The following is a 15,311-nucleotide window of genomic DNA, read 5'->3' on the forward strand; positions in this document are numbered from 1 at the left end:
TGGAGGAGTGCCAGCCATGCCACGCACCGCCCTGGGCACGGCGTTGACCGCCCTCGCCCTCGTCGCAGCCGCGACACCAGCACACGCGTCGGGGACCGCGCCGACGAGTCCGCCCGACGCCACCCAGATGAGCAGCACGATCCAGGACGCCACCCAGATGGGCGACCCCGGGGCGACCCAGATGGTCGTCGTGCCCGACGGGTCCCGCGGCTGACCACCGCCGGGAGCCGGTCAGGGTCGGACGCCGCCCGCCCGGAGCAGGCGGCCCGCCAGGGCTTCGACGACCTCGGGGTCCTGGCGCCGCCAGCCCTCGGTCGGGTCCTCCGGGAAGACCGCGAGGTCGCGCAGCGACAGCCCGTTCAACGCGCGCAGGGCCAGCAGGTCGACCCGCCCCTGGTCGCGCAGCCGCCGCAGCGCCCCCGCCCGCCGGGCGAACCGCAGGCGCAGCGGCAGCCAGGTGACGAGCAGGAACGCCACCGGCACGGCGATCAGCGCGACGGTGAGCCACAGCGCCGTGGTCTCCACCGCCTCGACCTGGGTGGTGCCCGCGTCGGACAGCGTGGTGCCCGCGTCGCGGCCCTTGTCCAGCGCGGCACCCAGCCGCCCGCCGACCAGCGGCACGTCGCGCGCGTTGCCGGCGGCGTCGCCGAAGGTGTCGCTCAGGCCCCGGCCCGCGGCCACCAGCCGGTCGCCGGGTGCGCGCAGCCCGCGGACCGCGTCGCCCGCCGCCAGGGCCACCACCACCCAGGCCCACACCCACGCGACGGCCACGAGGTCGGCCACCACCTGCCGCGCCAGCCTGGCCGGTTGGTCCGCGTACCACTTCATGCGCAAGGTCTACCAGCCCGCCCACCGGACGCCGCGGGGCGACCGTTCGGCGCACGGGGTGCGCCCGGGTCGAGACGTTGCCCGAGAGTGCTGTTGGCAATACCACAGGGTGGTCGTGGTACTGCCGGCCATTAATGTCGTGGTGTGGGGACGACGTTCGGTGACTTGCTGCGTGCGCACAGGTTGCGGGTGAAGCTGACCCAGGAGGAGCTGGCGGAGGGGTCCGGGGTCAGCGTCCGGGCGATCAGCGACATGGAACGCGGACGCGCGAAGGGGCCGCAACGACGCACGGTCGAGGCGTTGGCGGGCGTGCTGGCCCTGTCCCCGGCGGAAACCCGCGAGCTGCTGGACGCGGCCAAGGAGGGCCGGGTGCGGCGGCCGGTGGACGTGGCGCCCTCGGCGCTGCCGCCCGACGTGCCGGACCTGACCGGGCGCGAGCAGGAGCTGGCCGACCTCGTCTCCGTGGCCGAGCAGGCGCGCACCACGTCGCTGGTGGTGGTGCACGGCCCGCCGGGTGCGGGGAAGACGACGCTGGCGGTGCGGGCCGCCTACCGGCTCGCGCCGCGGTTCGCGGACGGCTGCTTCTTCTTCAACCTGCGCGGGATGGACGTGCGGCCGCTGCACCCGTCCGAGGTGGTGCACCGGATGCTGCTCGCGCTGGGCGTGGCCGACAAGCAGGTCCCGGCCAGCGAGGCCGAGCGCTCGGACCTGTACCGGGCGCTGATGCGGGAGCGGTCCACGCTGCTGGTGCTCGACAACGCCTCCGACGAGGCCCAGGTGCGCCCGCTGCTGGCGACCGGGCGCGGCTCGGTGGTGCTGGTGACGTCCCGGCAGGTGCTCGGCGGCCTGGAGGCGGGTCGGCGGCTCGGCCTGGACGTGCTGGACCCGGTGGCCGCGTTCGACCTGCTCGGCGCGATCGCGGGCCGGGCGCGCGTCGGCGCGGAACCGGTGGCCGCCGCCCGGGTGGCGAAGCTGTGCGGTCACCTGCCGCTGGCGCTGCGCATCGCGGGCAACCGGCTCGCCAGCCGTCCGAAGTGGACGATCGGGCACCTGGCCGGCCAGCTCGTGGACGAGCGCCGCAGGCTGTCCGCGCTGACGGCGGGCGACCTGCGGGTGCGCACCGCGTTCGAGATGTCCTACCGGCAGCTCAGCGACAAGGCCGCGGTGCTGTTCCGCAGGCTGTCGCTGGTGCCGGGGGCGGACTTCGGGCCGGACGTGGCCGCGGTGCTGGCCGACGTGGACCGGTTCGCCGCCGAGGACACGCTGGAGGAGCTGGTCGACATGAGCCTGCTCGACACCGCCGAGGTGCCCGGCCGGTACGCCTTCCACGACCTGATCCGGGTGTTCGCGGGCGAGCGGCTGGTCGACGAGGAGCCCGCGCCGGTGGTCGGGCAGGTCCGGGAGCGGGTGGTGGACTGGCTGCTGGACACGGCGGTCGGGGCGGCCGGGTTCTTCGGGCCGGACGCGCGGAGCACGCCGGTGGGCGCGGTGCGCAACCAGGAGGACGCCGACGCGTGGCTCACCGCGGAGACCGCGAACTGGTTGGGCGCGCTGCGGTGGGCGGGGTCCGCGGGGCGGCACGACCGGGTGCTGCGGGTGGCCACGGCCATGCACTGGTACTCCGACCAGCGGGGGCGCGGCGAGACGTGGGAGGAGGTGTTCACCGCCGGGGTGGCCGCGGCGCGTGCGCTGGGCAGCGTGCGGGACGAGGCCGTGCAGCTGAACTTCCTGACGTGGACGCTGGCCGTGCTGCTGCGGCGGTACGACGACGCGCTGGGGCTGCACGACGAGGCGTGGCGCGCGGCGGTGGCGGCGGGGGACCTGCGGGAGCAGGGGTGGGCGATGCACTACCGGACGGTGTCGGAGCTGCGGTCCGGGCGGTTGGAGGAGGCGCGGGTCGACGCGCGGCGGGCGCAGGAGCTGTTCCGGCGGGCGGGGTACGCGTTAGGCGAGCACATCTCGCTGTCGGCCCTGGGGTTGGTGCTGCACGAGTTGCGGCGGTACGAGGACGCGGTGCTCGTGCACCGGGAGCTGCTGGGGCGGGTGCGGTCGGGCGAGCTGGACCTGGCCCCGGTGATGGCGGCCGAGATGTCCGCGACGCTGCTGTTGCGGCAGGCGGACAGCCTGGTGCGGTTGGAGCGGTGGCCCGAGGTCCTGGCCACGGCCGACGACGCGCTGAACAGGCTGCGCGGCGCGGCCGCGCCACCCAGCCTGTGCGGCGCGCACCACCTGCGCGGGCTCGCGCTGCACCGGTTGGGAGATCCGGCGGCGGCGCGGCCCGAGCTGGTGCGGGCGGCGGAACTGGCCGAGTCCCACCACGACCGGCGGTTGCCCGCGGTGCTCGACGCGTTGGCGGACGTGCACGACGCGCTCGGCGACCCGGTCGCCGCGGGCGGTGTGCGCGACCGGGCTGCCGAGGCGCGGTCATCCGATCGGTGATGCGTTCCTCGCCATCGCCGGGGTCCTTCCATGCCGTGCTCACGGGGGGTGGCCACAGTCAACCCGGTTCGGGGTGGTGGCACCACGCAGAACAACCAGCAGAAGTACGCGGGAGTGGCCATTCGAGACGGTCGCGGGACGCTGGAGCCGGTTGACGGCCGGGCTGCTTGACGGCCGGACTGGTTGACGGCCGAGACGGTTGACGGCCGAGACGGTTGACGGCCGGGCCGGTGGAGCTGGTCGACGGCCGAGGCGGTGACGCAGGGCCTGGCTGCACGGGACCGAGGCCAACCACGCCAATGTCAACAATCGACATCCATGCCCCGCGAACCGCTTGACCTGCCGGGCAATGTCAACAATCAACATTCGCGTTCCGCAGGATCAACCCGGCGGGGCGCAATGTCAACAATCGACATTCGCGTCTTGCGAGACCGAACTGGGCAACGCGGCAATGTCAACAATCGACTTTCGCAAGATCGGCTTGTGGCGGGCGGACCTCGCGAGGGCGGACCTGAAAGGGACAAGGTCGGGTGGGGCGGACCTGGGCTAGGTCGGACAGAGCCGGGCCGAACGGGGCGGGGCTGGCTCGGGCAGGGCGGAGCCGGGCAGGGCAGGGCGAGGCGGGGCCAGGCGGGGCCGGGCGGGGCCGGGCCGGGCCGGGCTGGACAGAGCCGGGCTGGGCGGGGCCGGGCAGAGCCAAGCCGAGCCGGGCTGGGCAGGGCTGGGCGGGGCGGGGCGGGGCGGGGCGGGGCCGGGCTGGGCTGGGCTGGGCCGGGCTGGGCTGGGCCGGGCCGGGCGGATCGGAAACGGGCGGGGCGAAACCAAGCGGGGCGGGGCGAAACCAAGCGGGGCGGGCGAACCAAGCGGGGCGGGGCGAAACCAAGCGGGGCGGGCGTCGAGCAAGCGAAACTGCCGCCCGACGCGCCGCCCCGCTGACGCCTACACCTACCGCCTACCGCCTACCCCACCACCGCGAGCGCGTCGATCTCCACCAGCAACCCCTCGGGCAACCCCACGTACACCGTCGTCCGCGCCGGGAACGGCTGCTCGGTCACGAACTCCCCGTAAGCCTCGTTCATCTCGGCGAAGTGGCCCGTGTCGGTCAGGTAGACGCGCAGCATCACCACGTCCGCCAGCGACGCGCCACCGGCCTCCAGCACCGCCACCACGTTGCGCAGCGCCTGCCGGGTCTGCTCGGCCACGGTGGACCCGACGACCGCACCGGTCGCGGGGTCGAACGCGACCTGCCCCGCCACCTGCAGGATCCCACCCTTGCGAACGCCCTGCGAGAAGGCCGCCACCGGGGTGGGCGCCGCGTCGGTGCGGATCTCGGTCTTCGGGTTCTCCGTCTTGGACATGCGTTTCCTCTCTCAGTCGCGCGGCGACCAGCCGCACTCGACAGACGCCGCCCGCGCGGTCGCGAGCAGGTCGGGCAGGTGGCCCATCAGGCCCTCGAAGTCCAGCAGCACCTTGGGCACGGACATCGACACGGCGGCCACGACCTCGCCACGCGCACCGCGCACCGGGGCCGCGATGCAGTGGATGAAGTCCTCGTGCTCGGCGTTGTCCACCGCGTACCCGGCCGCCCGCACGCGCTCCAGCTCGGCCAGGTACGCCTCGGGCGCGGTGATGGTGTTGGCGGTCAGCGGCACGTAGTCGATGGCGCGGGCGACCTCGCGGCGGCGCGGTTCGGGCAGGTCCGCGAGCAGCACCTTGGCCACGGCGGTGCAGTGCAGCGGCGCGCGCCGCCCGATGCGGGAGTACATGCGCATCGGGTGGGTGCTGTCGTACTTGTCGATGTAGATGACCTCGCCGCCCTCATAGGACGCCAGGTGCACCGTGTACCCGGTGCGGTTGTTCAGCTCGCGCAGCGCGGCCTCGGCGCTGCGGCGCACGTCCCGCTCCTCCAGCGCCCGGTGCGCCAGGTCGAACAGCGCCGTGCCCAGCCGGTAGTGGTGCACGCCCTCGCGCTGCACGAACCGGTGCGCCTCCAGCGTGCGCAGCAGCCGCAGGACCGTGGACTTGTGGACCTCGATCACGCCGGACAGCTCGTCCAGCGTCTTCGGCCCGGTCGCCAGCTCACCCACCAGGGTCAGCGCCCGGTCCAGGCTCTGGCTCATCGACGTCTCCTCAGGTGTGCGGCGGCCCAGGTGGCCGGGTCCGCGTCCAGCAGCGGCGCGGTCACCTCGGGCGGCAGTGGTTCGCCGACATCCTCCCTGGTGAGCAGGGCGGCGGCCGCCTGGAGGTGCCCGGCGCGCAGCCGGCGCGCCGGCGCGCAGCCCGCCAGGTGCGCGGCCAGGTACCCGGCGGCGAACGCGTCACCGGCGCCGACCGGCTCGACCACCTCCACGCGCAGCCCCTCCTGGAACGTCGAAACACCGCCCTCCACCACGGTCGCGCCGCGCGCGCCCTGCTTGACCACCAGCGTCGTCGGGTTCGGCAGCAGCGCGCGCAGGCCGTCCGGGTCGCCGGTCCCCCACACGGCCTCGGCCTCGTCGGACCCGACCAGCACCACGTCGGCGGCGTCGGCCAGCTCGCGCAGCACCGCCGGGTCCCGGTCGCGCCACAGCGCGGGCCGCCAGTTGAGGTCGAACGAGACCGGCACCCGCCGCGGCCGCGCCAGCACCGCGCGCAGCAGGGCCAGGCAGCTGTCGGACAGCGCCGCGGTGATGCCGGTGACGTGCACCAGCGCCACGTCGTCGGTCACCAGCCCGGCCGACACCTCGGGGCCCATCGCCGAGGCCGCCGAGCCGCGCCGGTAGTAGCGCACGGGGCTGCCCGCCGCGTTGGCCTCCTTGACGTACAGGCCGGTCGGGCGGTCGGGGTCGACCCGCACGCCGCCCACGTCCACGCCGGCGCCGCCGACCGCGTCGAGCACCGCGCCGCCGAAGGCGTCGTCGCCGACCGCGCCGACCCACCGGCTGCGCACGCCGAGCCGGGCGAGGTGGACGGCCACGTTGGACTCGGCGCCGCCGATCGCCCGCAGCCACGTGCGCACCCCGCGCACCGGGCCGGGCGCGGCGGGCACCAGCACCGCCATGGTCTCGCCCAGGCACACCACGCACCCCGGTAGCTCGAACCGCATCCGCGCTCCTCCTGACGGTGACGTTCGCTGGGCGGCGCAGCTCCTCGGCGGGGGCTGCTCGATTGACGGGGCGGCGAGCGAATGTTACACACTTCGACATCACATCGCGCAATAGCCGTTGCGACATGTGCAACGTGAGGAGCGAGCACGTGGACCTCGACGCAGTGGCCGCCATCCGCCGCGAACGGGTGGACTGGCGGTTCAAGGGCCTGCCCGCCGACGTGTTCGGCGAGACGGTGGAGGAGGTGGCCGCCCGCCGCCTCGACCTGTTCGCCGACGGGTTCGTCGGGCCGCTGGTGGTGCTGGACGCCGCGGCCCTGGAGCACAACCTGGCCACCATGGCGCGGTGGTGCGCCGAGCGCGGCGTGCTGCTCGCACCGCACGGCAAGACGACCATGGCCCCCCAGCTGTTCGCGCGCCAGTTGGCGCACGGCGCGTGGGGCATCACCGCGGCCAACACCAGCCAGCTGCGCGTCTACCGGGCGTTCGGGGTGCCGCGGGTGCTGCTGGCCAACCAGCTCGTGGACCCGGCCGGGCTGCGGTGGCTGGCGGGCGAGCTGGCCGCCGATCCCTCGTTCGAGTTCACCTGCTGGGTGGACTCCACCGCGGGCGTCGCGCGGATGACCGAGGCCCTGGGCTCCCCCGCCCGGCCGGTGGACGTGCTGGTCGAGCTGGGCGCGCCCGGCGGCCGGACCGGTGCCCGCGACCTGGCCACCGCGGTGGAGGTGGCGCGGGCCGCGCACGCCAGCCCCGCGCTGCGGCTGGTCGGCGTCGGCGGCTACGAGGGCGCGCTCGCGCACGACGCGTCGGACGGGGCGCGGTCCACCGTGGACGGCTACCTGGACGGCCTGCGCGCGCTGGCCCTGGAGATCCACCGGCTGTTCGAGGTGGACGAGCCGATCGTGACCGCGGGCGGCAGCGCGTACTTCGACCAGGTGGCCGCGAAGATCACCGGTTCGTGGCCGTTCCCGGTGCGGCCGGTGCTGCGCAGCGGCGCGTACGTCACCCACGACGACGGCTTCTACCGGGCGATCTCGCCGCTGGGCCGCACGCCCGGCGCGGAGCCGTTCCGCAGCGCGCTGCGGGCCTGGGCGCAGGTCACCTCGCGCCCGCAGGACGACCTGGCGCTGCTGACCCTGGGCAAGCGCGACGCCTCGTTCGACGAGGGCCTGCCCGAGCCGCAGGTGGTGCGCGGCCGCGACGGCGCCGTGCGGCCGTTCGACGCCGAGGTCACCGCGCTGAACGACCAGCACGCGTTCGTGCGGCTGCCCGCGGGTTCCGACGTCGAGGTGGGCGACTGGGTGGGCCTGGGCCTGTCCCACCCGTGCACGGTGTTCGACAAGTGGCAGCTGCTCCCGGTGGTCGAGGGCACCACCGTGGTCGACCTGGTGCGCACCTACTTCTAGGGAGGGTGGCCGTGGACATCGTCTTCAGGGGTGCGCGGGTGGTGGACGGCACCGGCGCGCCCGCCTACCGGGCGGACGTGGGCGTGCTCGACGGGCGGATCGCGGAAATCGGCGACCGGCTCGACGGGCGGCGGGTGGTCGACGCCGACGGCCGCGTGCTCGCGCCGGGGTTCATCGACATGCACTCGCACTCCGACCTCCAGGTGCTGGCCAACCCCGAGCACCTGGCCAAGGTCACCCAGGGCGTGACCACGGAGGTGCTGGGCCAGGACGGGCTGTCCTACGCGCCCGTGGACGACGACGTGCTGGCCGCGCTGCGCGCCCAGCTCGCCGGGTGGAACGACGACCCGGCCGGGTTCGACTGGGACTGGCGCTCGGTCGGCGAGTACCTGGACCGGCTGGACCGGGGCATCGCGGTCAACGCCGCCTACCTCGTGCCCCAGGGCACGCTGCGGATGCTGTGCGTGGGCTACGAGGACCGGCCCGCCACGCCCGCCGAGCTGGACCGGATGCGCGAGGTGCTGGCGCGGTCGCTGCGCGAGGGCGCGCTGGGCATGTCCTCGGGCCTGACCTACACCCCCGGCATGTACGCCGACACCGCCGAGCTGACCGAGCTGTGCCGCGTGGTCGGCGAGCTGGGCGGGTTCTACAGCCCGCACCACCGCAGCTACGGCGCCGGCGCGCTGGAGGCGTACGCGGAGATGGTGCGCGTGTCGCGGGACTCCGGCTGCCCGCTGCACCTGGCCCACGCCACGATGAACTTCGAGGTCAACCGGGGCCGGGCGGGCGAGCTGCTGGCGCTGCTGGACGAGGCGATCGCGGCGGGCGCGGACATCACCCTGGACACCTACCCGTACCTGCCCGGCGCGACCTACCTGTCCGCGCTGCTGCCCAGCTGGGCCGGCGAGGGCGGGCCGGACGCCACGCTCGCCCGGCTGTCCGATGTGGACACCCGCGAGCGCATCCGGGTGGAGATCGAGGAAACCGGCTCCGACGGGTGCCACGGCGTGCCGGTGGACTGGTCGACCATCGAGGTCAACGGCGTGCGGCGGGCCGAGAACGCGCACCTGGTCGGGCTGTCCGTGGCCGAGGCCGCCCGCCGGGCCGGGCGCCCGCCCGCCGAGCTGTACTTCGACGTGTTGGTCTCCGAGCGGCTGGGTACCTCGTGCCTCATGCACGTGGGCCACGAGGACAACGTCCGGGCGATCATGCGCCACCCCGCGCACACCGGCGGCAGCGACGGGCTGCTGGTCGGCGACCGGCCCCACCCCCGCGCCTGGGGCACCTTCCCCCGCTACCTCGGCCGGTACGCGCGCGAGCTGGGCGTGCTGGGCCTGGAGGAGTGCGTGCACCACCTGACCGGGCGGGCCGCGCGCCGGCTGCGGCTGGCCGACCGCGGCCTGGTGCGCGAGGGGTACGCCGCCGACCTGGTGCTGTTCGACCCGGACACCGTCGCCGACACCGCGACCTTCGACGAGCCCCGGCAGGCCGCCGCGGGCATCACCCACGTCGTCGTCAACGGGGTGCCCGTGGTCGACGAGGGCGGGCGCACCGACGCCCTGCCCGGCAAGTCCCTGCGAAACCCCGGGAGCCGCGCATGATCGACTGGTTGCAGGAGTCCACGGGAGGTCTGCTGACGCTGTCCGCGCTCAGCATCGCCCTCCTGCTGGCGATGATCATCAGGTGGAAGGTCGAGCCCTTCATCGCCCTGATCATCGTCGGCCTGCTGGTGGCGCTGGCCGCGGGCGTCCCGGTGGAGACCCTGGTCGGGTCGGCGCAGAAGGCGTCGGAATCGCTGCTGGAGAAGGGTTTCGGCGGCATCCTCGGGCACGTCGCGGCCATCATCGGCCTCGGCACGCTGCTCGGCGCGGTGCTGGAGGCATCCGGCGGCGCGGAGGTGCTGACCCGGTCGCTGCTGCGGGCGTTCGGCGAGAAGCGCGCCCCGCTGGCGATGGGCCTGGCCGGCCTGATCTTCGGCGTGCCGGTGTTCTTCGACATCGGCATCTTCGTCCTCGCGCCGCTGGTGTACGTGGCCGCCAAGCGCAGCGGCCGGTCGATCGTGCTGTACGCGATGCCGCTGCTGGCCGGCCTGTCGGTGATGCACGCCTTCATGCCGCCGCACCCCGGACCGGTCGCCGCGGCGGGCCTGCTCGGCGTCGAGCTGGGCTGGATCATCCTCATGGCGCTGGCCGTGGCGATCCCGGCGTGGCTGGTCGGCGGCGTGCTGTTCTCGGCGTGGGCGGGCAAGCGCCTGCACGTGCCGGTGCCCGAGGAGATGCTGGCCGCCGCCGAGAAGCTGCGCGGCGACGAGCAGAAGGGCGAGCCGCCGCTGGGCCTCGTGCTCGGCATCATCGCGGTGCCGCTGGTGCTGATCCTGGCGGGCACGTTCGGCAGCATCCTGCTGGCCAAGGGCTCCGTGCCCTACGGCGTGTTCACCTTCCTCGGCACGCCCGCGGTGGCGCTGACCATCGCCGTGCTGCTGGCGTTCTGGCTGCTCGGCTTCCGCCGGGGCATGTCGCGCGAGCAGGTCACCGAGCTGTCCGCCGCGTCGCTGCGCCCGGTGGCGATGATCCTGCTGGTGGTCGGCGCGGGCGGGTTCTTCGGCGCGGTGCTCGCCGCGACCGGCGTGGGCAAGGTGCTCGCCACGTCGCTGTCCGACCTGGGGCTGCCGGTGATCGCGCTGTCCTACGTGATCAGCTGCGGGCTGCGGATCGCCCAGGGCTCGGCCACCGTGGCGATCGTGACCACGACCGGCATCGTGGCGCCCGTGGTGGCCGACCTGGGCTACTCGCAGCCGCAGCTCGCGCTGGTGGTCATGGCGATCGCGGCGGGCTCGATCATCGCCTCCCACGTCAACGACGGCGGGTTCTGGATCGTGTCCCGGTACTTCGGGCTGTCGGTGAAGGAGACGCTGCAGACGTGGACCGTGCTGGAGACGATCCTGTCGGTGGTGGGCTTCGCGATGGCGATGCTGCTGAGCCTGGTGGTGTGAGGGCGGTTTCAGGCCCGGCTCCCGTCGGTCCGGGCGGCGAACCACACGCCGTCGAGGCCCTGGCCCCCGGCGTCGCCGCACAGCCGGTCGCCGGCGAACAGGTACAGCGGTCGCCCGGCGACGGTGACCTGGAGCCGCCCGTCCGCGCGGGTGGTGGTGCCGACCAGCGACCGGTCCACGCCCTGGACGCCGAAGTCCGGCGAGCCCACCAGCAGCGGCGGCCAGCGGAGGGCGCAGGCGTCCTCGCAGGTCGACGTGGGCGGGTCGGTGGTGTCCCGCTCGGAGCGGTACAGGGTCATGCCGGTCCGGTCGGTCAGCACGGTGCCGAGCGCGCCGACCGAGGCGGTGGCCAGGGCGAGGTCCGCGGTGGGCGGGAGGGCCTTGCGGCCGTTCGGCGCGGCGGCGAACCACGTGCCGTCCGCGCCCTGGCCGCCCGCCCGGCCGGGGGCGGTGTCCGCGGCGAAGTGGTAGACCGGCCAGCCGGCCACGGTGACCTGCCTGGTGCCGTCCGGGCGGTCGAGCGTGCCGAGCAGGGCCTGGTCGACGCCCTGCGAGCGCACGTCCACCGAGTCGGCCAGGGCGGGCGGCCACCGGCGCGCGCAGTCGCCGTCGCAGGTGGAGGTGGGCGGGTCGTTGGTGTCGCGGTCGGAGCGGTAGAGGGTCAGGCCGTCGCCGTCGGCCAGGACGGTGCCCAGGTCCGGCACCACGGCGGTGGTCAGCTCCGGGGCACCCGGGACGATCTCCCCGCCGGCCGCGGCGGCGACCCGGTCGGGGCCGGCGGGCACGGCCGCCCCGGGTCGTCCCGGTTGGCCGCACGCGCCGAGCAGGGCGCCGAGCAGGGCGGTGGTCGCCAGGGCGACCGCACGGGTGCGCGTCATGGTGTGGACCTCCCGCGGGTTCGGGTGCGCCCACGACACGTGCGGGGGTGGGGAGGGGTTCAGAAGGATCTCCGGACCCGCGCGGGTCACCCGATCGGCCGGCCCTCGCGGGCGCCGGCGCGGAAACCGGCCAGGTAGGTGCGCAGGCCGCGCCGGCCGCTGCGCATCATCAGTTCGTGGTTGGCCTTCAGCAGGGGGCGGCTGATCAGGGCCAACGCGCGCAGCAGCGGCTTGCGCACCACCACTTCCTGCTCGTAGACCAGCCGCGTGCCCCGGCCCTCGGGCTCCAGGCGCCAGCTCGCCGTGCCGTCCAGGTCGCCGACCAGGTCGGCGCGCAGCAGGCCCGTGCGGGGGTCCTTGGTGTTGTGGTGGGTCTGGAACACCAGGTCGTAGGGCAGCACGGACCGGCACCGCAGCTCGGCCGCGTCCTCGGCCACCTGGCGGGCCTCGCGGACCTCGCGCCACCAGTGCGGGTAGGCGGCCAGGTCGGCCAGGACGTCGAAGGTCTGCTCCGGCGGGCTGTCGACCGACCAGACGCTGCGGAAGCGGTAGTGGTTCAGCGGCATGTCGACCATGCTCACGCATCCCGGGTGGTGGCGCCGGCCACCACCCGGGGAAACGCGTCAACGGACGGGCGCGACCGGACGACCGGGCTCGGACAACCGGGCCGGTCGGACGGGCTCAGCCGCAACGCTCGCCCACGCCGCACCCGGTCACGCGGCGCCCGACCGAGCCGCGCCCGACCAAGCCGCGTCAAGCCGAGCCACGTCCGACCAACTACAGCTCACCCGACCGCGGCCACCGAGGGGAGCGCCTCGCGCAGGAACGCGCCCGTGTGGCTCTCCTCGTTCGCGGCCACCTGCTCCGGCGTGCCCTCGGCCACCACGGTCCCGCCGCCCGAACCGCCCTCCGGCCCCATGTCCACCAGCCAGTCCGACGTCTTGATCACGTCGAGGTTGTGCTCGATCACGATCACCGTGTTGCCCTTGTCGACCAACCCGTTGATCACGCCGAGCAGCTTGCGGATGTCCTCGAAGTGCAGGCCGGTGGTCGGCTCGTCGAGGATGTAGACCGTCTTGCCGGTCGACCGCTTCTGCAGCTCCGAGGCGAGCTTCACGCGCTGCGCCTCACCACCGGACAGCGTGGTCGCCGGCTGGCCGAGCCGCACGTACCCGAGGCCGACGTCCACCAGCGTGCGCAGGTGCCGGTGGATGGCGTTGATCGGCTCGAAGAACTCCGCCGCCTCCTCGATGGGCATGTCGAGGACCTCGGCGATCGTCTTGCCCTTGTAGTGCACTTCCAGCGTCTCGCGGTTGTACCGGGCGCCCTTGCACACCTCGCACGGCACGTAGACGTCCGGCAGGAAGTTCATCTCGATGGTGATCGTGCCGTCGCCCGCGCACGCCTCGCAGCGCCCGCCCTTGACGTTGAACGAGAACCGGCCCGGCAGGTAGCCGCGCACCTTGGCCTCGGTGGTCGCCGCGAACAGCTTGCGGATGTGGTCGAACACACCGGTGTAGGTGGCCGGGTTGGAGCGCGGCGTGCGGCCGATCGGCGACTGGTCGACCTGCACCAGCTTGTCGACGTGCTCCAGGCCCTTGACCCGGGTGTGCCTGCCGGGCACCTGGCGCGCGCCGTTGAGCTTGTTCGCCAGCACGGTGGCCAGGATGTCGTTGACCAGCGTCGACTTGCCCGAGCCGGACACGCCGGTGACCGAGACCAGGCAGCCGAGCGGGAACGACACGTCGATGCCGCGCAGGTTGTGCTCGCGCGCGCCCACCACGGTCAGCTGCCGCTTCTTGTCCACCGGGCGCCGCCGGGCGGGCATCGGGATCTCCTTGCGCCCGGACAGGTAGGCGCCGGTGATCGACTTCTTGTTCTTGAGCAGCGCCTCGTAGGTGCCGCTGTGCACGACGTGGCCGCCGTGCTCGCCCGCGCCGGGGCCGATGTCGACCACCCAGTCGGAGGTGCGGATGGTGTCCTCGTCGTGCTCGACCACGATCAGCGTGTTGCCCAGGTCGCGCAGGCGCGTCAGGGTCTCGATCAGCCGGTGGTTGTCGCGCTGGTGCAGGCCGATCGACGGCTCGTCCAGCACGTACAGCACGCCCACCAGGCCGGAGCCGATCTGGGTGGCCAGCCGGATGCGCTGCGCCTCACCGCCGGACAGGGTGCCCGACGCGCGGTCCAGCGACAGGTAGTTCAGGCCCACGTCGAGCAGGAAGCGCAGGCGGGCCTGGATCTCCTTGAGCACCGCGCCCGCGATCATCGCCTCGCGCCTGCCCAGCTTCAGCCCGTCGAGGAAGTCCGAGCACTCGGCCACCGACATGGCGCAGACCTCGGCGATCGACTTGTCGCCCTTGGTCGCGTGGTGCAGCGTGACGGCCAGGATCTCCGGCTTCAGGCGCGTGCCCTGGCACACCGGGCACGGCACCTCCCGCATGTAGCCCTCGTACTTCTCGCGCATGTACTCGGACTCGGTCTGCTCCTGGCGGCGCTCCAGGAACGGGATGACGCCCTCGTAGTTGGCGTAGTACGAGCGCTCGCGGCCGTAGCGGTTCTTGTAGCGGACGTTCACCTGCTCGTCGACGCCGTGCAGGATCGCCTTCTGCACCTTGGCGGGCAGCTGCCGCCAGGGCGTGTCCATGCGGTAGCCGATGGCCAGGCCCAGCGACTCCAGCAGGCGGGTGAAGTACTCGGCGGTCTGCCCGGACGCCCACGGCGCGATCGCGCCCTCGGCCAGCGACAGCTCGTCGTCCGGCACGACCAGCTCCGGGTCGACCTCCTTGCGCACGCCGATGCCGGTGCACGAGGGGCACGCGCCGTAGGGCGAGTTGAAGGAGAACGACCGGGGCTCCAGGTCCTCGATCGCCAGCGGGTGGCCGTTCGGGCAGGCCAGGTTCTCGGAGAAGCCGCGCACCCGGCCCGGGTCGGTCTCCGGCACGTCGACGAACTCCAGCTCGACCAGGCCGTCGGCCAGGCGCAGCGCGGTCTCCACCGAGTCGGTGAGGCGCTGCTTCGCGCCGGCCTTGACGCTGAGCCGGTCGATGACGACCGCGATGTGGTGCTTCTCCTGCTTCTTGAGCTTGGGCACCTCGCCCAGCGCGTACACGGTGCCGTCGACCTTGGCGCGCGAGTAGCCCTGCGACTGGAGGCTGGAGAACAGGTCGAGGTACTCGCCCTTGCGGCCGCGGATGACCGGGGCCAGCACCTGGAACTTCGTGCCCGCCTCCATGGCGAGCACCTGGTCGACGATCTGCTGCGGGGTCTGCTTGCTGATCGCCTCGCCGCACTTGGGGCAGTGCGGCTTGCCCGCGCGCGCGTAGAGCAGGCGCAGGTAGTCGTAGACCTCGGTGATGGTGCCCACGGTCGAGCGCGGGTTGCGGCTGGTCGACTTCTGGTCGATGGAGACCGCGGGCGACAGGCCCTCGATGAAGTCGACGTCGGGCTTGTCCATCTGGCCGAGGAACTGCCGGGCGTAGGCCGACAGCGACTCGACGTAGCGGCGCTGGCCCTCGGCGAAGATCGTGTCGAAGGCGAGGCTGGACTTGCCCGAGCCGGACAGCCCGGTGAACACGATGAGGCTGTCCCTCGGCAGGTCGAGGTCCACCCCCCGCAGGTTGTGCTCGCGTGCCCCGCGAACGACGAGCCGGTCGGCCACAGCGATTCCCTTCGGTTCTTGACCA

12 protein-coding genes are annotated in these 15,311 nt (G+C 73.8%); 5 read left to right on the forward strand and 7 right to left on the reverse strand.

What is annotated here, in order from left to right:
* Positions 1–16: 16 nt before the first annotated feature.
* The gene (locus EKG83_RS37565) at positions 17–214 is read left to right on the forward strand and encodes a hypothetical protein (protein ID WP_033436024.1); all 198 of its coding nucleotides are present in this window, start codon (positions 17–19) and stop codon (positions 212–214) included.
* A 17-nt stretch (positions 215–231) separates the two neighbouring features.
* Here the strand turns inward: EKG83_RS37565 and EKG83_RS37570 are convergent, their stop codons facing one another.
* Complete coding sequence (locus EKG83_RS37570; protein WP_033436023.1) at positions 232–828, reverse strand: hypothetical protein; 597 nt, start codon at positions 826–828, stop codon at positions 232–234.
* A 144-nt stretch (positions 829–972) separates the two neighbouring features.
* Between EKG83_RS37570 and EKG83_RS37575 the strand changes: the two genes are divergently transcribed.
* Complete coding sequence (locus tag EKG83_RS37575; protein ID WP_033436022.1) at positions 973–3,267, forward strand: ATP-binding protein; 2,295 nt, start codon at positions 973–975, stop codon at positions 3,265–3,267.
* Between the two features lie 959 nt (positions 3,268–4,226).
* Here EKG83_RS37575 and EKG83_RS37580 read toward each other — a convergent pair.
* The 3 genes from EKG83_RS37580 to EKG83_RS37590 are packed head-to-tail and all read right to left on the reverse strand — an operon-like array spanning position 4,227 to position 6,352.
* Positions 4,227–4,625, reverse strand: coding sequence for a RidA family protein (locus EKG83_RS37580; protein WP_033435276.1), 399 nt, complete (start codon positions 4,623–4,625; stop codon positions 4,227–4,229).
* A gap of 12 nt (positions 4,626–4,637) precedes the next feature.
* A complete protein-coding gene (locus EKG83_RS37585; protein WP_033435277.1) occupies positions 4,638–5,387 on the reverse strand; it encodes an IclR family transcriptional regulator in 750 nt (249 codons plus the stop codon).
* Positions 5,384–6,352 carry a sugar kinase gene (locus EKG83_RS37590; protein WP_153278698.1) on the reverse strand — a complete coding sequence of 323 codons (969 nt, stop codon included), beginning with the start codon at positions 6,350–6,352 and terminating at the stop codon, positions 5,384–5,386. Before EKG83_RS37590 ends, EKG83_RS37585 begins: the two co-directional genes overlap by 4 nt.
* Positions 6,353–6,477: 125 nt before the next feature.
* On the opposite strand from EKG83_RS37590, the gene EKG83_RS37595 reads away from it, so the two are divergent.
* The 3 genes from EKG83_RS37595 to EKG83_RS37605 are packed head-to-tail and all read left to right on the forward strand — an operon-like array spanning position 6,478 to position 10,750.
* The gene (locus tag EKG83_RS37595) at positions 6,478–7,758 is read left to right on the forward strand and encodes an amino acid deaminase (protein WP_033435278.1); all 1,281 of its coding nucleotides are present in this window, start codon (positions 6,478–6,480) and stop codon (positions 7,756–7,758) included.
* An 11-nt stretch (positions 7,759–7,769) separates the two neighbouring features.
* Entirely contained in the window at positions 7,770–9,359 is a 1,590-nt protein-coding gene (locus EKG83_RS37600) for an N-acyl-D-amino-acid deacylase family protein (RefSeq protein ID WP_033435308.1), read from the forward strand.
* A complete protein-coding gene (locus EKG83_RS37605; RefSeq protein ID WP_033435279.1) occupies positions 9,356–10,750 on the forward strand; it encodes a GntP family permease in 1,395 nt (464 codons plus the stop codon). Before EKG83_RS37600 ends, EKG83_RS37605 begins: the two co-directional genes overlap by 4 nt.
* A gap of 8 nt (positions 10,751–10,758) precedes the next feature.
* Here EKG83_RS37605 and EKG83_RS37610 read toward each other — a convergent pair whose 3' ends face one another.
* From EKG83_RS37610 to uvrA, 3 genes are all read right to left on the reverse strand, one after another.
* Positions 10,759–11,628 (reverse strand): hypothetical protein, encoded by an 870-nt coding sequence (locus EKG83_RS37610; RefSeq protein ID WP_153278699.1) that lies wholly within the window; start codon positions 11,626–11,628, stop codon positions 10,759–10,761.
* An 86-nt stretch (positions 11,629–11,714) separates the two neighbouring features.
* Entirely contained in the window at positions 11,715–12,203 is a 489-nt protein-coding gene (locus tag EKG83_RS37615) for an SRPBCC family protein (RefSeq protein ID WP_211269293.1), read from the reverse strand.
* A gap of 209 nt (positions 12,204–12,412) precedes the next feature.
* Complete coding sequence (gene uvrA, locus EKG83_RS37620; RefSeq protein WP_033435280.1) at positions 12,413–15,286, reverse strand: excinuclease ABC subunit UvrA; 2,874 nt, start codon at positions 15,284–15,286, stop codon at positions 12,413–12,415.
* Between the last annotated feature and the right edge of the window lie 25 nt (positions 15,287–15,311).

It is taken from the genome of Saccharothrix syringae, from assembly GCF_009498035.1.
Classification (GTDB): domain Bacteria; phylum Actinomycetota; class Actinomycetes; order Mycobacteriales; family Pseudonocardiaceae; genus Actinosynnema; species Actinosynnema syringae.